The organism is Pseudomonas sp. PAMC 25886, assembly GCF_000242655.1.
Taxonomy (GTDB): Bacteria; Pseudomonadota; Gammaproteobacteria; order Pseudomonadales; family Pseudomonadaceae; genus Aquipseudomonas.
In genome coordinates this window covers 21537-39793 of sequence record NZ_AHHC01000092.1, presented here as the reverse complement: position 1 = coordinate 39793, position 18257 = coordinate 21537, and the positions used below count along the sequence as shown (strand labels likewise).

16 protein-coding genes are annotated in these 18257 nt (G+C 61.0%); 11 read left to right on the top strand and 5 right to left on the bottom strand.

Features of this window, described 5'->3' with window-relative positions; all coding sequences use genetic code 11:
* From MUM_RS0130815 to MUM_RS0130805, 3 genes are all read right to left on the bottom strand, one after another.
* A complete protein-coding gene (locus MUM_RS0130815) occupies positions 1-1311 on the bottom strand; it encodes an MFS transporter (RefSeq protein WP_010176830.1) in 1311 nt (436 codons plus the stop codon).
* 222 nt (positions 1312-1533) lie between these two features.
* Positions 1534-2772: a transporter associated domain-containing protein gene (locus MUM_RS0130810; RefSeq protein WP_010176829.1), complete on the bottom strand. Its 1239-nt coding sequence runs from the start codon at positions 2770-2772 to the stop codon at positions 1534-1536.
* 12 nt (positions 2773-2784) lie between these two features.
* The gene (locus MUM_RS0130805; protein WP_010176828.1) at positions 2785-3597 is read right to left on the bottom strand and encodes a cytochrome C assembly family protein; all 813 of its coding nucleotides are present in this window, start codon (positions 3595-3597) and stop codon (positions 2785-2787) included.
* A 234-nt stretch (positions 3598-3831) separates the two neighbouring features.
* On the opposite strand from MUM_RS0130805, the gene ffh reads away from it, so the two are divergent.
* The 11 genes from ffh (at position 3832) to MUM_RS0130750 (ending at position 17214) form a co-directional block, all read left to right on the top strand.
* The gene (gene ffh, locus MUM_RS0130800; protein WP_003209589.1) at positions 3832-5208 is read left to right on the top strand and encodes a signal recognition particle protein; all 1377 of its coding nucleotides are present in this window, start codon (positions 3832-3834) and stop codon (positions 5206-5208) included.
* 250 nt (positions 5209-5458) lie between these two features.
* A complete protein-coding gene (gene rpsP, locus MUM_RS0130795) occupies positions 5459-5710 on the top strand; it encodes a 30S ribosomal protein S16 (protein WP_003209587.1) in 252 nt (83 codons plus the stop codon).
* 5 nt (positions 5711-5715) lie between these two features.
* Positions 5716-6252 (top strand): ribosome maturation factor RimM, encoded by a 537-nt coding sequence (gene rimM / locus MUM_RS0130790; RefSeq protein ID WP_003175898.1) that lies wholly within the window; start codon positions 5716-5718, stop codon positions 6250-6252.
* 43 nt (positions 6253-6295) lie between these two features.
* On the top strand, positions 6296-7006 hold the full coding sequence (trmD, locus tag MUM_RS0130785; protein ID WP_237151084.1) for a tRNA (guanosine(37)-N1)-methyltransferase TrmD: 711 nt from the start codon (positions 6296-6298) through the stop codon (positions 7004-7006).
* Positions 7007-7051: 45 nt separating this feature from the next.
* A complete protein-coding gene (gene rplS / locus MUM_RS0130780) occupies positions 7052-7402 on the top strand; it encodes a 50S ribosomal protein L19 (RefSeq protein ID WP_003175895.1) in 351 nt (116 codons plus the stop codon).
* Between the two features lie 111 nt (positions 7403-7513).
* Positions 7514-8410 (top strand): site-specific tyrosine recombinase XerD, encoded by an 897-nt coding sequence (gene xerD / locus MUM_RS0130775; protein ID WP_010176826.1) that lies wholly within the window; start codon positions 7514-7516, stop codon positions 8408-8410.
* A gap of 154 nt (positions 8411-8564) precedes the next feature.
* Positions 8565-9296 (top strand): bifunctional protein-disulfide isomerase/oxidoreductase DsbC, encoded by a 732-nt coding sequence (gene dsbC, locus MUM_RS0130770; RefSeq protein WP_003209582.1) that lies wholly within the window; start codon positions 8565-8567, stop codon positions 9294-9296.
* Positions 9297-9423: 127 nt separating this feature from the next.
* Positions 9424-10728, top strand: coding sequence for a homoserine dehydrogenase (locus MUM_RS0130765; protein ID WP_010176825.1), 1305 nt, complete (start codon positions 9424-9426; stop codon positions 10726-10728).
* Between the two features lie 67 nt (positions 10729-10795).
* On the top strand, positions 10796-12205 hold the full coding sequence (gene thrC / locus MUM_RS0130760; protein ID WP_010176824.1) for a threonine synthase: 1410 nt from the start codon (positions 10796-10798) through the stop codon (positions 12203-12205).
* A gap of 142 nt (positions 12206-12347) precedes the next feature.
* On the top strand, positions 12348-15896 hold the full coding sequence (locus MUM_RS0130755) for a transporter substrate-binding domain-containing protein (protein WP_010176823.1): 3549 nt from the start codon (positions 12348-12350) through the stop codon (positions 15894-15896).
* A 73-nt stretch (positions 15897-15969) separates the two neighbouring features.
* A complete protein-coding gene (locus MUM_RS0130750; RefSeq protein ID WP_010176822.1) occupies positions 15970-17214 on the top strand; it encodes an EAL domain-containing response regulator in 1245 nt (414 codons plus the stop codon).
* Here MUM_RS0130750 and MUM_RS0130745 read toward each other — a convergent pair.
* Positions 17183-17836 carry a response regulator transcription factor gene (locus MUM_RS0130745; RefSeq protein ID WP_010176821.1) on the bottom strand — a complete coding sequence of 218 codons (654 nt, stop codon included), beginning with the start codon at positions 17834-17836 and terminating at the stop codon, positions 17183-17185. The two genes, MUM_RS0130750 and MUM_RS0130745, sit on opposite strands and share 32 nt — an antisense overlap.
* A 148-nt stretch (positions 17837-17984) precedes the next feature.
* The gene (locus MUM_RS0130740) at positions 17985-18185 is read right to left on the bottom strand and encodes a hypothetical protein (protein WP_010176820.1); all 201 of its coding nucleotides are present in this window, start codon (positions 18183-18185) and stop codon (positions 17985-17987) included.
* Positions 18186-18257: the final 72 nt, after the last annotated feature.

Sequence of the window (18257 nt, the reverse complement as noted above, 5' to 3'; positions counted from 1 at the left end):
TCAGGCGACCTTGTTCAAATCGTTATGGCGCGTCTCTTTCAGGCACAACACAGCAATCAAGCTGATGACCGCTGCCGCCGACACATACCCGCCGACATAACTCAAACCGCCCATCGCCACCAGCTTGGTCGCGAAGAACGGTGCCGCCGATGCACCCACGATCCCACCCAGGTTATACGCCGCCGAAGCGCCGGTATAACGCACGCGGGTCGGGAACAGTTCCGGCAACATCGCGCCCATCGGGGCAAACGTTACGCCCATCAAAAACAGCTCCAGCGCCAGGAACAGTGCCACGGCCCAGGTTGAACCGTGGGTCAGCAACGGTTCCATGGTGAAGCCGGAGAGGATGGTCAGGATCGCCCCCACAATCAGCACCGGCTTACGCCCGTAACGGTCGCTTGCCCACGCCGCCAGTGGCGTCGCCGCACCCATGAACAGCACCGCGAAGCACAGCAACCCGAGGAAGGTTTCACGGCTGTAGCCCAGCGTGGACACGCCGTAGCTCAGGGAAAACGCCGTGGTGATGTAGAACAGCGCATAACACACCACCATCGACGCGGCGCCCAGCAGCACCGGCAGCCAGTGCTGGCTGAACAGTTCCACCAGCGGCACCTTCACCGGCGCTTCTTTGGCCACGGCATTCGCGAACACCGGCGTTTCATGCAGTTTGAGCCGCGCATACAGGCCCACCATCACCAGTGCCGCGCTGAGGATGAACGGAATGCGCCAGCCCCAGCTACGGAACTGCTCGTCGCTCAGGCTCATGGCCAGGATCAGGAACAGCCCGTTGGCTGCCAGAAAGCCGATCGACGGACCCAGTTGCGGGAACATGCCGAACCAGGCGCGTTTGCCCTTCGGTGCGTTCTCGGTGGCCAGCAATGCTGCGCCGCCCCATTCGCCGCCTAGCCCGAGGCCTTGGCCAAAACGCAGCACGCAGAGCAGGATCGGCGCCCACGCCCCGATGCTGTCGTATCCGGGCAGCAAGCCGATCAGGGTGGTGCACACGCCCATCAGCAGCAGGGACGCAACCAGTGTGGACTTGCGGCCGATCCGGTCGCCAAAGTGGCCGAACAGCGCCGAACCCAGCGGCCGTGCGATAAACGCGATACCGAAGGTCAGGAACGAAGCCAGCATCTGCGCCGTGCCGGAAGTTTGCGGGAAGAACACCGGGCCGATCACCAGCGCCGCGGCGGTCGCGTAGATATAGAAGTCGTAGAACTCGATGGCGGTGCCGATGATGCTCGCGGTGGCGACCCGGGCCGTCGAATTGGTCGGGGCAGCGGTCGCCGCCTCGTTATAGGTGGTGCTCATGGAGGTATCCCTGACGGTCATTGCGCGTTTGGACGCGGATTATTATTGGTCGAACACCCATGGATCAGGGGTGTGCGCGGGGCGGCTCGGGATGGGAGCAAACACCGGTCAGACACGGTAAAGCGGTGCCTGGACACGCTCAGTGCGGGTAGCACGCGGTCGGGCGGGGCTTGGGTAAGCCGCCCCGATTATAGGAAGGGGTTTGCGGATCCAACAAGGGGCTTAAGCGGCGACCGGCACCGTGCTGGTGTGCCAGATCAGCACCTTGGCCACGCGGTTGTCCTCGGTTTCGAGGATTTCCAGGCGATAGCGGCCGATTTTCAGGCACACGGCGCAATCCGGGATGGTCTCCAGCGCTTCGGTCACCAGGCCGTTGAGGGTCTTGGGACCGTCGCTGGGCAGGTGCCAGCCGAGGGTTTTGTTCAAGTCACGGATCGAGGCGGCGCCGTCGATCACGTAGCGACCATCCAGTTGCGGCTGGATGTGGGGGTTATCGAGGTGGTGCTCGCTTTCGAACTCACCGACGATTTCTTCAAGAATGTCTTCCAGGGTCACGATGCCCAGCACTTCGCCGTACTCATCCACCACCATGCCCAGGCGGCGCTGTTGCTTGTGGAAGTTCAGCAGTTGCAACTGCAGCGGTGTGCTTTCCGGGACGAAGTAGGGCTCGTGGCAGGCGGCCAGCAGTGCTTCCTTGGTCAGGCTGGCGTCGGGCAGCAGGTGGCGAATCTGCCGCGTGTTGAGCACGGCTTCGACCTGGTTGATATCGCTGTGGAATACCGGCAACCGGGTGCGCGTGGAAACCCGCAGTTGCTCGATGATTTCCTCGACCGGATCATCCAGGTTGATGCCATCCACTTCGCTGCGGGGCACCAGGATGTCGTTGACGGTGATGTTGTCCAGCGCATGGATGCCTGGCATGCCGGGCGCGCGGTTATTGGGGGCTTCGGCTTCCGGCTCGTCGTCCTGGTCCGGCTGTGGCTCGTCGCTCTTCTTGACCACGCCGGCCTTTCGGGCGAATGGGCGCAGCAGCATCAGGCTGACGCCGTTGAGCAGCCAGGCCAGCGGGTAAAGGATTTTCAGCGGCACGCTCAGCAGGGTGTTGCCAAAGCCGAGGATGGTTTGCGGGTGGCGAGTGGCCAGGGCGCGGGGCAGATAATCGGCCAGCACCAACAGGACGGCACTGGAGATGATCCAGCCGAGCCAAGGGCCGTTTTCCGCCCAGGCGTAGATCGCCAGCAACGTGCAGAGAATCACCACCACCGCACGGCACAGGGTGTTGCACAGGATCAGGCTGTTACGCGGGAAGTTCAGGCGGGCGGCGGCTTTGTCACCCTGGCGGGTGCCGGGGCGCAGGGCCAGCAAATGTTGCTGGGCGGCTTCGATGGCGGTAAACAGCGCCGACCATAAAACCAGCAAGGCTACTACCGCAAGCATCGGCCCCAGGGGCAAGTTGTCCATGTCGGCTGCCCGTCAGATATGCAGGATGTATTCGCGAACCAGCTTGCTGCCGAAATAGGCCAGCATCAGCAGGCAGAAACCGGCCAGGGTCCAGCGGATCGCCTTGTGCCCGCGCCAGCCGAGGCGGTTGCGGCCCCACAGCAGCACGCTGAACACCACCCAGGCCAGGCACGCCAGCAGGGTTTTGTGCACCAGGTGCTGGGCGAACAGGTTTTCGACGAACAGCCAGCCGGAGATCAGTGACAGCGACAACAGCGTCCAGCCGGCCCAGAGGAAGCCAAACAACAGGCTTTCCATGGTTTGCAACGGCGGGAAGTTCTTGATCAGCCCGGACGGGTGCTTGTGCTTGAGCTGGTGGTCTTGCAACAGCAGCAGCAAGGCCTGGAACACCGCGATGGTGAACATGCCGTAGGCGAGGATCGACAGCAGGATGTGGGCGAGGATGCCCGGCTCTTCATCAATGACCTGTACGGTGCCGGTCGGGGTGAATTGCGCCAGCAGCACCGTCAGCATGCCGAGGGGGAACAACAGCACCAGCAGGTTCTCCACCGGGATCCGGTAGCAGGCCATCAGGGTCAGCGCGATCACGGCGGCGGCGATCAGGCTGGCGGCGCTGAAGAAATCCAGGCCCAGGCCCACCGGCGTCATCAAATGCGTGAACAGGCTGGCGGCGTGAGCCAGCAGGGCGAGAACGCCAAGGCCTACCAACAGGCGTTTGTCGGCCTTGGCGCCTTGGGCCAGACGAGTGCCCTGATAGAGGGTCGCAGCGGCATACAAGATGGCGGCGGCGAGGCTGGGTAGCAAACTGGGTGACAAGGGGAGCATAAATCCTGTTAAGCAGGCCCGAAAGGCGCTGAGTTTGGCATACACCTGCGTAACACGAAAGACTCTCAGGCCAGACAGCGGGTGTGCATGGCGGCAGTCTTCGCTATAATCCGCGACCTGCCCACGCCGCAGGCTCGCCGAGCGCTGTTTTTAATAGCGATTTACCACAGCCTGGGCCGCCATTACCTCGGTCTACCAATGCATTTCGATGAATAGGGCCTGAAAGGATCGCGCATGTTTGAAAATCTGACTGACCGTCTCTCGCAGACGCTGCGCCATGTCACCGGCAAGGCCAAGCTGACCGAGGACAATATTAAAGACACCCTGCGTGAAGTGCGCATGGCGTTGCTGGAAGCCGACGTCGCCCTGCCGGTGGTGAAGGACTTCGTCAACTCGGTCAAAGAGCGCGCGGTGGGCACCGAAGTGTCCCGCAGCCTGACCCCGGGCCAGGCGTTTGTGAAGATCGTCCAGGCCGAACTCGAAAGCCTGATGGGCGCGGCCAACGAAGACTTGAACCTCAGCGCCGTACCGCCGGCCGTGGTGCTGATGGCCGGCCTGCAAGGTGCGGGCAAGACCACCACCGCCGGCAAACTGGCGCGCTTCCTTAAAGAGCGCAAGAAGAAGTCGGTGATGGTGGTGTCTGCGGACGTTTACCGTCCGGCCGCGATTAAACAGCTGGAAATGCTGGCAGGCGAAGTGGGCGTGACCTTCTTCCCGTCCGACCTGAGCCAGAAGCCGGTCGACATTGCCCAGGCCGCTATTAAAGAAGCCAAGCTTAAATTCATCGACGTGGTCATCGTCGATACCGCCGGTCGCCTGCACATCGATGAAGAGATGATGGGCGAGATCAAGGCGCTGCATGCCGCGATCAACCCGGTAGAAACCCTGTTCGTGGTCGACGCCATGACCGGCCAGGATGCGGCCAACACCGCCAAGGCTTTTGGTGATGCGCTGCCGCTGACCGGTGTGATCCTGACCAAGGTCGACGGCGACGCCCGTGGCGGCGCCGCGTTGTCGGTCCGCGCTATCACTGGCAAGCCGATCAAGTTCATCGGTATGGGCGAGAAGAGCGAAGCGCTCGAGCCGTTCCATCCTGAGCGGATCGCCTCGCGTATCCTCGGCATGGGTGACGTACTCAGCCTGATCGAGCAAGCCGAAGCGACCCTCGACAAGGACAAGGCCGATAAACTGGCCAAGAAGCTGAAGAAGGGCAAGGGCTTCGACCTCGAAGACTTCCGCGACCAGCTGCAACAGATGAAGAACATGGGCGGCCTCGGCGGCTTGATGGACAAGCTGCCGAACATCGGTGGCGTGAACCTGGCGCAAATGGGCAACGCCCAGGGCGCGGCAGAGAAGCAATTCAAGCAGATGGAAGCCATCATCAATTCCATGACCCCGGCCGAGCGCCGCGACCCTGAGCTGATCAGCGGTTCGCGCAAGCGTCGGATCGCCATGGGTTCCGGCACTCAGGTGCAGGACATCGGTCGCTTGATCAAGCAGCACAAGCAGATGCAGAAGATGATGAAGAAATTCTCCGCAAAAGGCGGAATGGCCAAGATGATGCGCGGCATGGGCGGTATGTTGCCCGGCGGCGGCATGCCGAAGATGTAAAGAATTCGAGCAAAAGCCCGCTTTTGCTCCGACCCACAGGGATGTGGGATCTCCAGCAAACCCGCCGTTGGCGGGAGCTGACTTGCCGTTTTAACCGACGGCTCTATAGCAGATCTGAATGGCACGCTGATAGGCGCCAGAAAAAGACATTTGCAAAAGTCCGGATATTCCTTAGAATATGCGGCCTTTCGGGCACCTATGCCCGCTGTGCATTTAGATTTGCAGCACCGACTACAGGAACGATGTTCACATGCTAACAATCCGTCTTGCCCTTGGCGGCTCCAAAAAGCGCCCGTTTTACCACTTGACCGTAACTGACAGCCGCAACCCACGTGACGGCTCTCACAAGGAACAAGTTGGCTTCTTCAACCCGATCGCTCGTGGTCAAGAAGTCCGTCTGTCCGTGAACCAAGAGCGCGTAGCCTACTGGCTGAGCGTTGGTGCACAACCTTCTGAGCGCGTTGCTCAGTTGTTGAAGGATGCATCTAAGGCTGCGGCCTGAGCAATATGAACGCGACGCCAGCGGTTGCTGATGATTTGATCGTTATCGGCAAGATTTATTCTGTTCATGGCGTTCGCGGCGAAGTGAAGGTGTATTCCTTTACTGATCCGACTGAAAACCTGTTGCAGTACAAGACCTGGACGCTCAAGCGCGAAGGTAGTGTGAAACAGGTAGAGCTGGTCAGTGGACGCGGGAGCGACAAGTTCCTGGTCGCAAAGCTCAAGGGTCTTGATGATCGTGAAGAAGCTCGTCTTCTGGCCGGTTATGAGATCTGCGTGCCGCGCAACCTGTTCCCTGAATTGACCGACGGCGAGTACTACTGGTACCAGCTGGAAGGTCTGAAGGTTATTGATCAACTCGGGCAACTGCTCGGGAAAATCGATCATCTTCTGGAAACCGGCGCCAATGATGTAATGGTGGTCAAGCCTTGCGCTGGCAGCCTGGATGATCGCGAACGCCTGTTGCCCTATACCGAGCAATGCGTGTTGGCCGTCGACCTGGCCGCGGGCGAGATGAAGGTGGAATGGGACGCGGACTTCTAACGTGGCTAACCTGCGCGTTGAAGTGATCAGTTTGTTTCCCGAGATGTTTTCCGCCATCAGCGAGTACGGCATCACCAGTCGGGCGGTGAAACAGGGGCTCTTGCAGCTCACCTGTTGGAACCCGCGAGACTACACGACGGATCGACATCACACTGTGGACGATCGCCCATTTGGCGGTGGCCCGGGCATGGTGATGAAGATCAAGCCCCTGGAAGATGCGTTGGTTCAGGCCAAGGCAGCCGCCGGGGAGAAGGCGAAGGTAATTTACCTGTCCCCTCAAGGCCGTCAGCTGAATCAGTCGGCGGTACGCGAGTTGGCGAATCTGGAAGCATTAATCCTGATTGCCGGTCGCTATGAAGGCATTGACGAGCGTTTTATTGATGCTCATGTCGATGAAGAGTGGTCGATTGGGGACTATGTCCTGTCTGGCGGCGAGCTGCCGGCGATGGTCCTGATAGATGCGGTTACACGACTGCTGCCTGGAGCTTTAGGGCATGCGGACTCCGCGGAGGAAGATTCCTTCACGGATGGTTTGCTGGATTGCCCGCACTACACCCGACCGGAGGTGTATGCGGATCAGCGTGTTCCCGACGTATTGCTAAGTGGCAATCACGCACACATCCGGCGTTGGCGTTTACAGCAGTCCCTCGGGCGGACCTATGAACGACGCGCCGATCTTCTGGAAAGCCGCTCGCTTTCTGGAGAAGAGAAGAAGCTGCTCGAGGAATACATCCTCGCGCGGGACGATAGTTAACAACGTATCGATGGTAGGTCCGACGACTTACCTTAGGAGCACAGCATGACTAACAAAATCATCCTTGCACTCGAAGCAGAGCAGATGACCAAAGAGATCCCTACCTTTGCCCCGGGCGACACCATTGTCGTTCAGGTGAAAGTGAAGGAAGGCGACCGTTCGCGTCTGCAAGCGTTCGAAGGCGTGGTAATTGCCAAGCGTAACCGTGGTGTGAACAGTGCTTTCACTGTTCGTAAAATCTCCAACGGTGTTGGCGTAGAGCGTACTTTCCAGACCTACAGCCCGCAAATCGACAGCATGGCCGTTAAACGTCGCGGTGACGTACGTAAAGCCAAGCTGTACTACCTGCGTGACCTGTCCGGTAAAGCAGCTCGCATCAAGGAAAAACTGGCTTAAGTCCAGCTTCCCGATGCAGAAAAAAGCAGCCTACGGGCTGCTTTTTTGTGCCCGCGATTTGAGTGGTCGCGATAGGATCTATCGACACCACCGTTTTCAGCCTGAGTTCTCATGCCTGCCATTGATCACCCCCAGATAGACCGCTTCCTCGACGCCCTCTGGCTGGAAAAAGGCCTGTCGGACAACACCCGTCAGGCGTACCGCAGCGACCTGGCGTTGTTCAATGGCTGGCTGCAGGAGAAAAACCTGGAGCTGCTCAACGCCGGTCGCGAGTTGATCCTCGACCACCTGTCCTGGCGCCTGGAGCAAAACTACAAACCCCGCTCCACTGCGCGGTTTCTTTCCGGCGTACGTGGCTTTTATCGCTATCTGCTGCGGGAGAAGCTGATTGCTATCGACCCAACCCTGCAAATCGATATGCCGCAACTGGGCCGGCCATTGCCCAAATCCCTGTCGGAAGCCGACGTGGAGGCTCTACTCGCTGCCCCAGACCTGAGCGAAGCCATCGGCCAGCGCGACCGCGCCATGCTGGAAGTGCTGTATGCCTGCGGCCTGCGTGTCACCGAGCTGATCAGCCTGACCCTCGAACAGGTCAACCTGCGCCAGGGCGTGTTGCGGGTGATGGGCAAGGGCAGCAAGGAGCGCCTGGTACCCATGGGCGAAGAGGCAATCGTGTGGATAGAGCGCTACATGCGCGACGCCCGCAGCGAGCTGCTCAACGGCCGCCCCAGCGATGTGTTGTTCCCCAGCCAGCGCGGCGAGCAAATGACCCGCCAGACCTTCTGGCATCGCATCAAGCACCAGGCCAAGGTCGCGGGCATCGGCAAGTCGCTGTCGCCCCACACGCTGCGCCATGCCTTCGCTACGCATTTGCTCAACCACGGCGCGGATTTGCGCGTGGTCCAAATGCTCCTGGGGCACAGCGACTTATCCACCACCCAGATCTACACCCATGTCGCGCGGGCACGTTTGCAGGACATGCACGCCAAGCATCATCCCCGCGGATGAAAATCACGCCGGAAAAAGCCCAATTTCCCCGCGACTGGCTGCCCTGCGGCCCAACTGTGGTAGGCTTTGCCGGTTCGCAAAGGGGACGGCCCAAACCCGTGTTTGAAGATCGGTGTTCCTGCTCCCGTCCCTGCATCTGCCTTCAGGAGTTCCCATGCGCTTGACCCAGATTTTTGCCATCGCAGCCATTGCGTTGGTCTCAACCTTTGCCGTCGCCGACGACGCCGCCGAGAAGACTATCCGCAAGAGCCTGGAAGCCCTCCAGCTCGACACTCCGATTGAAAGCATCAACGCCAGCCCGATGGCCGGCCTGTATGAAGTCAAGCTCAAGGGCAGCCGCGTCCTGTACGCCAGCGCCGATGGCCAGTACATCGTCCAGGGCTACCTGTTCCAGCTGAAGGACGGCAAGCCGGTGAACCTCACCGAAAAAGCCGAACGGTTGGGCGTGTCCAAGCTGATCAACGGCATTCCAGTGGCTGAAACCGTGGTGTACCCAGCCATTGGCGAGACCAAGACCCACATCACTGTGTTCACCGACACCACTTGCCCGTACTGCCACAAGCTGCACGCCGAAGTGCCTGAGCTGAACAAGCTCGGCGTTGAAGTGCGCTACGTGGCGTTCCCGCGCCAGGGCCTGGGTTCGCCGGGTGACGAGCAGTTGCAAGCCGTCTGGTGCTCGGCCGACAAGAAAGCCGCCATGGACAAGATGGTCGATGGCAAGGAAATCAAGGCCGCCAAGTGCGCCAACCCGGTTTCCAAGCAGTTCGCCCTCGGCCAGTCGATTGGTGTGAACGGCACGCCGGCCATCGTTTTGGCTGACGGTCAGGTGATTCCGGGCTACCAGCCTGCGCCGCAAGTTGCCAAACTGGCACTGAACGCAAAGTAAGCATTATCGTCGAGCCTTTGACGATCATGACTGGCCGACCATTCGGCGGGTCATTAATAGAGAGCCGCAGTTGTGCGGCTGTTTTCACGGCCGACCTAGAGTCGGCCGTTTCATGGGGAGTTCTTCAGTGAAACCGGTCAAAGTAGGCATCTGTGGGTTAGGGACCGTCGGTGGCGGCACCTTCAACGTACTTCAGCGTAACGCTGAAGAAATTTCCCGCCGTGCAGGGCGTGGGATTGAAGTGGCACAAATTGCCACGCGTACGCCAAAGCCTCAGTTCCAGACGACCGGTATTGCGATTACCAACGATGTCTTCGAAGTTGCCACCAACCCTGAAATCGATATCGTCATCGAGCTGGTGGGCGGCTACACCGTGGCCCGCGAACTGGTGCTCAAGGCCATCGAAAACGGCAAGCACGTGGTCACCGCCAACAAGGCGCTGATCGCCGTGCACGGTAACGAAATCTTCGCCAAGGCCCGCGAGAAGGGCGTGATCGTGGCGTTCGAAGCGGCCGTGGCCGGTGGCATCCCGGTGATCAAGGCGATCCGTGAAGGCCTGTCCGCCAACCGTATCAACTGGGTCGCCGGCATCATCAACGGCACCGGTAACTTCATCCTCACCGAAATGCGCGAGAAGGGCCGTACCTTCGAAGACGTGCTGGCTGAAGCCCAGGCGCTGGGTTACGCCGAAGCCGATCCGACCTTCGACGTGGAAGGCATCGACGCGGCCCACAAGCTGACCATCCTGGCGTCCATCGCCTTTGGTATCCCGCTGCAGTTCGACAAGGCCTACACCGAAGGCATCACCCAGCTGACCACCGCCGACGTGAACTACGCCGAAGCCCTGGGCTACCGCATCAAGCACCTCGGTGTGGCGCGCAGCACCCCGGCCGGCATCGAGCTGCGTGTGCACCCGACGCTGATCCCGGCCGACCGTCTGATCGCCAACGTCAATGGCGTGATGAACGCCGTGATGGTCAACGGTGACGCTGCCGGTTCCACCCTGTTCTACGGCGCCGGTGCCGGCATGGAGCCTACAGCCTCCTCGGTGATCGCCGACCTGGTGGACGTGGTTCGCGCCATGACCAGCGACCCGGAAAACCGCGTACCGCACCTGGCCTTCCAGCCGGATTCGCTGTCGGCCCACCCGATCCTGCCGATCGAAGCCTGCGAAAGTGCCTACTACCTGCGCATCCAGGCCAAGGATCACCCGGGCGTGCTCGCGCAGGTGGCCAGCATCCTGTCGGAGCGCGGCATCAACATTGAATCGATCATGCAGAAGGAAGTCGAAGAACAAGACGGCCTGGTGCCCATGATCCTGCTGACCCACCGCGTGCTGGAACAGCACATCAACGATGCCATCGCCGCGCTTGAAGCGTTGCAGGGTGTGGTTGGGCCGGTGGTGCGGATTCGCGTCGAACACCTGAACTAATCGTTTTGCGCCAAGGGCCCCACGCGTTCGGCGGCCCTTGTTCAAGCATGCTCTAGAGGAGCCAGTCATGCGTTACATCAGCACCCGCGGCCAGGCACCGGCCCTGAATTTCGAAGACGTTTTGCTGGCCGGTCTGGCCACTGACGGCGGCCTGTATGTGCCGGAAAACCTGCCACGCTTCACCCAGGAAGAAATCGCTTCGTGGGCCGGCCTGCCGTACCACGAGTTGGCGTTCCGGGTCATGCGCCCGTTCGTCACCGGCAGCATCCCGGATGCGGATTTCAAGAAGATCCTGGAAGAAACCTACGGCGTGTTTTCCCACAGCGCCATCGCCCCGTTGCGCCAACTGAACGGCAACGAATGGGTCCTGGAGCTGTTCCACGGCCCGACCCTGGCGTTCAAGGATTTCGCCCTGCAACTGCTGGGTCGCCTGCTCGATTACGTGCTGGAAAAACGCGGCGAGCGCGTGGTGATCATCGGCGCCACCTCCGGTGATACCGGCTCGGCGGCGATCGAAGGTTGCAAGCACTGCGAAAACGTCGACATCTTCATCCTGCACCCGCACAAACGCGTGTCGGAAGTGCAGCGTCGCCAGATGACCACCATCTTCGGCGAGAACATCCACAACATCGCCATCGAAGGCAACTTCGATGACTGCCAGGAAATGGTCAAGGCGAGCTTCGCCGACCAGAGTTTCCTCAAGGGCACGCGCCTGGTGGCGGTGAACTCGATCAACTGGGCGCGGATCATGGCCCAGATCGTCTACTACTTCCATGCATCCCTGCAGTTGGGCGGCCCGGCGCGTTCGGTGTCGTTCTCGGTGCCAACCGGCAACTTCGGTGACATCTTCGCCGGTTACCTGGCGCGCAACATGGGCCTGCCGATCAACCAGTTGATCGTCGCCACCAACCGCAACGACATCCTGCACCGCTTCATGAGCGGCAACCAGTACGTCAAGGAAACCCTGCACGCCACGCTGTCGCCGTCGATGGACATCATGGTCTCGTCGAACTTCGAACGCCTGCTGTTCGACATGCACGGTCGCAACGGCGCGGCCCTGGCCGGCCTGATGGACAGCTTCAAGCAAGGTGGCGGCTTCAGCGTCGAGCAAGAGCGCTGGACCGAGACCCGCAAGCTGTTCGACTCCCTGGCCGTGGACGACGCCGAAACCTGCGAGACCATCGCCGAAGTCTACGCCCAGACCGGCGAGCTGCTGGACCCGCACACCGCCATTGGCGTCAAGGCCGCGCGCGAATGCCGCCGCAGCCTGGACATCCCGATGGTGATCCTCGGCACTGCGCACCCGGTCAAATTCCCGGAAGCGGTGGAGAAGGCGGGTGTTGGCAAGGCGCTGGAATTGCCACCGCACCTGGCTGACCTGTTTGAACGTGAAGAGCGTTGCACCGTATTGGCCAATGACCTGAAAGCTGTGCAGGCGTTTGTCAGCCAGCATGGCAATCGCGGCAAGCCACTCTGACCCAACGGCTTTACGTGGTAGCTCAAGCCCGTCCTCGTGACGGGCTTTTTCATTCTGGCGAGCCATACTTGCGCGGCGACCAACAAGAATAATCAAGGAAACCAACACGGTGTGTTTATCGACCCGAGGACGCGTGTGGCTGATGTGCGTGCTGTTGCTTGGCCATGGTTCGGCAAGCCTGGCTGCCGTCAGCCTGCCGTTCAAGCTGGTGCCGGCGTTCATTGCCCTGGAACCCATGCCCCTGACGTCCAGCGAGCAGCAATGGCTGGCGGCGCATCGGCCATTGAAGGTGGGCATCTCGATTGATGACTATCAGCCGATTGATATCACTCGCGACCGCAATCGCTACCAGGGCATCAGCGCCGATTACCTGAGCCTGATCGGCGCGCGCCTGAATGCGCCGATGCAGGTATTGGGTTTCGCCGAGCGGGCGCAGGCAGTGGAAGCCTTGCGTACCGGTGCCATTGATATTCTCACCAGCGCCAATGGTTATGAACGTGACGTGCCGGGCCTGCGTTTTACCGCAGACTACATGCCGGATCGTTCGGTGGTGGTTGTTCGCCGGGATGACACCACCCAGAACGAAGACCTCAAGGACAAGAAGGTGGTGCTGCTGGAGGGCTACGCCAACGTCAAGAATGTGCACCATGCCTATCCCGGCAGCCACATCATGCTGGCACCGAATCTCTACAGCGGCCTGGAAGCGCTGAAGCAAGGCGATGCCGATGCGTTTATCGGCAACGAAGTGATTGTGCGGGCCTACAAATCGCTGCGGCCCTACCTCGGCTTGCAGATCAAGGTGGAAAGCCGCCTGGCTCCCATCGGCTTTGCTTTCGCCACTCGCGAGGCCGACCCGCAGCTGGGCGCGATGATGGATCAGGCGCTGTCGAGTATCGATGACTCCGTGCGCCGGGAAATCCTCGCGCGCTGGACCACCGGACTCGGGGTGGGTATCGCCGCCGAGCGCATCGCCTTATCGGCCCCGGAGCGGGCCTGGGTGCTCCAGCATCCCCACGTGGTAGTGGCGTCCCAGCAACTGTCGCCTTACGTATTCAAGGACAAGGACGGTCAGTGGGTGGGGCTGAATGTGGACCTGCTCAACCGCATTTCACGCATGACCGGCTTGCAGTTCGTCATGGAGGAAGTGTCTTCCACGGCACACACCCTGGCGCTGCTGGAAACGGGCCGGGCAGATATGAATACCACCCTGGCCGAGAATCAGGAGCGCCGGGCCTTTCTCAATTTCAGCCATGGTTTCGGGGGTTCCGCCTGGGTGTTCATCCAACGCGCCGACGCGCCGCCAGTGGCCAGCCTCAGTGACCTGTCAGGCGAGGTGCTGGCGTTGCCGGCGCGCCATGTCCTGGAAGGGTATATCCGTCGCGAGCACCCCGGGATCACGCTGCAATCGGTGGAGAATTACGCCCAGGCCCGTGAACTGGTCACGCGAGGTGTGGCGGCGGCGACCATCCAGAGTGAAGTGGAAGTGCAGAGTTACCCGGCCGACGAGTTGCGCATCGGTCGCAGCGTCGAGGGCAAGTGGTCGGCCAACAGCCTCTCGGTGCGCAAGGACCAACCCGAACTGCTGAGCATCTTGAACAAGGCGTTGGAGGCGCTTCCGGTGGCGGAGCTGAGCGCCTTGCGCCTGCGTTGGCTGGGCGCCGTGCCGATCCCGGTGCCCGCCTGGCAGCGTGTGCCGCCATGGGCTTATTGGACGGTCGCCATGGCGCTGCTGTTTGTGCTGGTGTCCCTGGCCTGGAACAGCCGGCTCAAGCGCCAGATTCGCCAGCGACTGCAGGCCGAGCAGCGGCTCAACGACCAGTTGGCGTTCAAGCGCGCGCTGCTGGATGGCATGCCCAACCCGGTGTTCGTGCGCGATCTGGACGGCCGCCTGGTGACCTGCAACACCAGTTATGAACAACAGCTGAATACCCGGCGCGAGCAGATTCAGGGCCTGACGCTGATGGAAAGCCGGCTGATGCCCGACGCAACGGCCGCGCGCCTGCACGCCGGCCATATGGAACAGTTGGCGACGCAGCGGTCGTTGTTCGTCGACCGGCAGTTGGAGTTCAACGGCGGGTCTTTTCATGTCTATCAGTGGACGGTGCCGTTCTTTGATGCGAAGGGCCAACTGCAGGGTTTGCTCGGTGGCTGGATCGACATCCATGAGCGCAAGGTCCTGGAGAATCAGTTGATGGACGCCCGTCAGGCGGCTGACGAAGCGAACTACGCAAAAAGCGCTTTTCTCTCGACCCTGAGCCACGAGATTCGCACACCGATGACCGCCATCATCGGTCTGCTTGAGCTTGAACAGGAGCGTGCCCTGGCTGAAGGCAACCCCGTGTCCGAAGCATTGCGGGTGGCCCATCGCTCGGCACGGGAGCTGATTGAGTTGATGGGCGACAGCCTTGATCTGGCCAAGATCGAAGCCGGTCATCTGCAACTGGCACCGCAGCCCACTGAGTTGAAAGGTTTCTTCGAGGGCATACAGCGCCTGTTTGAAACCATGGCGCAGAAAAAGGGCCTTCACTTGACCCTGGCATTCGACCCGGCCGCCCAGGGGTATTACTGGTTCGACCCGCTGCGTTTGCGTCAGGTCATCCATAACCTGTTGGGCAACGCGCTCAAATTCACCCCGCACGGTGAGGTTCGGGTCAGTGTCGCCCGCAAGCTTGACCGCGCGGGCGTCGAATACTTGCACCTGTGCGTGGAAGACAGCGGCCCCGGCATCGGTATCGAACAACAGGCGCGGGTGTTCAAGCCGTTTATCCAGGTCAGCGCGCTGACCGCTGCCGAGCATGGCGGGACCGGCCTGGGCTTGAGTATCTGCCAGCAACTGGTGGAGTTGATGGGTGGCAGCATCAGCCTGAGCAGTGTGGTGGGAGAGGGCACGGTGGTGTGCATCGACCTGTACCTGGACCGGGTCGGCAGTGACGACGTGCCGGCGCAACCGGGTACGGCGCCGCTGGCCGCCAGCCGCAGCCTGTCGGTGTTGGTGGTGGATGACCTGCCGGCGAACCGGATGGTGCTGGTGCAACAGTTACAGTTCCTCGGCCATCAGGTCGTGGCCGTCGACTCGGCGGAGGCGGCCCTGCAGCGTTGGCGCAACGAGGTGTTTGACGTGCTGGTCACCGATTGCAACATGCCGGGCATGTCCGGCTATGCCTTGAGCGAGGCCATACGCCGGATCGAAGCCCAGGAGCAAAGGCCGCGCAGTGCGCTGGTGGGGTGCACGGCCAATGCCTTTGAGGATGAACAGCAGCGCTGCCGGGAGGCTGGAATGGATGAGCTGCTGGTCAAGCCCGTGACCCTGGAGCACTGGACGCGGGTGCTCACCCGCGTGGCGCCTTCGCGCTCGTTCAGTATCCAGACGCTGCGCACCATGACCCAGGCCGACGGGCCGGTTTTGCAGCGGATGTTGGAGGAACTGGCGAGGAGCCTTGAGCAGGAGCAACAACTGCTGGCCGCTGCCAAGGCAGATCACGACCAGGCCCGGCTGGGGGCCTCGCTGCATCGCCTGAAGGGCATTTGCTGCCTGGTGGATGCGTTGCCGTTGGCCAAGGCTTGCGTGGCGCTTGAAGGCTGTATTCGCGAGCAGCGCAACGCTGAGATTGACGTGCACTGGTTGGCGCTGTGCGATGCATTGATCGAGTTCCGGTGCGAGCTTGAGGGCCATCTGAATCAGCACAAATAGGACATGTCCTATGGGGCAAGCGCGGGGTTTTGGCTAGTCTTCGCGCCCTCGTTTCTCCCCGGTAACGTTTTCCATGCGCTCCCTCAATGTCCTGATCCTCGAAGACAACCCGTTCCAGCTGATGGCCCTGCATCAGATGCTCAATGCCAACGGCGTATTCAATGTACGCACGGCTGAAAGTGTCGACGCCGCTCGCCAGTCCCTGGAGAGCAAGGGCGCGGTGGACATTGCGATTTGCGATCTGTACCTGGAGCAGGGGGATGCTCTGGAACTGATCCGCGAATTGGCTGAGCGTCGTCTGGCGCAAGTATTGATCCTGCTGAGCAACGCCGAGCCGGATGTGCTGGACGGTGTGGCGAACATGGCACGCCAGCTGGGGCTTAATGTGCTCGGCTGTTTGCCCAAACCGGCGTCGGCAAAGCTGATCGGGCAAGTCTTGACGGCGTGCCGGGAGCGCTTGCGGCCTGGGCCGCCGGTGATGTCCTGGGGGCGGGTGCGCCAGTTGCTGGGCTTGAGCGACATCGAGCAATTGCCGCCTTCGGCGGATGTGAGCCAAGCGGCTATCGCCCGTTGCGGCACTGTCTGGTATCAGCCCATCGTCAGCCAGGCGGGCGCGTTGCAAGGTGTCGAAGCGCTGGCACGTTGGCAACTGCCTGAAGGCGAACTGCTGTTGCCTGACGCGTTTCTGCCGGTGCTGGAGTTTGCCGGAATGGAAGAGGCATTTACCTGGCATGTGTTGGAGCAGGCGCTGGGCATGGCCGCACACGTCGTGCGCGAGAGCGGCCAGGTGCTGCCGGTGGCAGTGAACATCCCCGGACGTATGCTGGAACGCCCGCACTTTTCCCAGGTGCTGCAAGGCCTGCTGCAACTTCATGGGGTGCCCGCCCATGGCTTGACCCTGGAGTTGGTGGAAACCTCGCGCTTCAAGACGGACAGCGCCCACGTCACCGGCTTGCTGCGTGTGCGGATGATGGGGTGCAAGCTGTCCATTGGGGATTTCGGCGTGGGCGGCACCAGCCTGCAACGCTTGCTGGAGTTGCCCTTCAGCGAGCTGAAAATACCCCCGATGTTTGCCAGCGGGATGGCCAATGATGATCGCAAGGCGGCAGTGGTTGCCGGGGCCATGAGCATGGCCGGGCGCTTGGGTGTCGGAGTGGTGGTGACCGGGGTTGAAAGCGCTGCCGATTATCACGCGGTGAGTGAGTTGGGCGCGGCATGGTTGCAAGGCTGCTATATCGCCCGGCCCATGGACGGTGAGGCGCTGAAACAGTGGATCGCGTTTCAGGCTAGGCCAGTCCGTGTTCCTGCACATAGATAAACAGCGCGGCGTCGTTGCTCAGACCCAGCTTGCGCATGGCGCTGACTTTCTGTGCGCTGACGGTCTGCTTGCTGCGGTGCAGATTTGCGGCAATCTCGCCTACCGTCAAACCGCCGGCCAGCAGGCGGATGACTTCCAGCTCACGGGGTGACAGCTGATCCTGAGAGTGCACGCGCTCGACGCCTGCCAGGTTCAGTGACTGAGTGATGGTCTGGGCCACATAACGTCGCTGCTGGCGCACCTGACGGATCGCCTCAGGCAATTCGTCCGCCAGACTGGCCTTGCTCAGCAAACCCATGACGCCCAACTCCAGGATGGCGTGAAACAACCCGGCGTTATTGAGCATGGTCACCACCACGATGGGCAGCGCCGGGTGATGCCGGCGCAGTTGTTCAATCAGGCGCAAGCCGTCGGCCTGGGGCTCGGCGGGCATCATGAAGTCGGTGACCACTACGTCACAGGCACAGTGTTGCAGCAGCTCGCCGAGGGCCTGGGGAGAATTGGCCTCACCGACGATGGTTAGCCGTTCGTCACGCTCCAGGACCGCCCGCAGGCCGATGAGGAAAATCGGATGGTCGTCGGCGAGGACGATGCGCAATGGTTTTTCAGACGCTTCTTTCAATACAGGCTCCCAGGGTAATTCGGGGATTCTAGCCTGTTAATGGGAGGGATGACCGGAGGGGCGTTTTAACGATCTGCAAAAAACGCCGCTTTCCCTTCCTTGGGTTAGCGGCGTTTACGTTTTTGGCAGCCCAGGTCGTAGGGATCGTTTACGCGAGTAGTTTTTGCGCGATTGCCATGACGGTCCCCACAGCAGTGAAGAAGCCTATGGCGATACCAACGGGATACCAGAAATTCTCACGGGTTATCTTGTGGGATTCTGCGTTGAGCTTGCGTTGTTCGGCATAAATTCGTGATATGTCAGCGTGAATTTTCTCTAATACAGCCTGCTCTTTGTTGTGTTCCAGCATGGTCTTCATCCTTCGCATTTGGGGCTTTTGATAGGCCTGTGTGGCAGCGTGACCAGCACCCACCGAGTATAG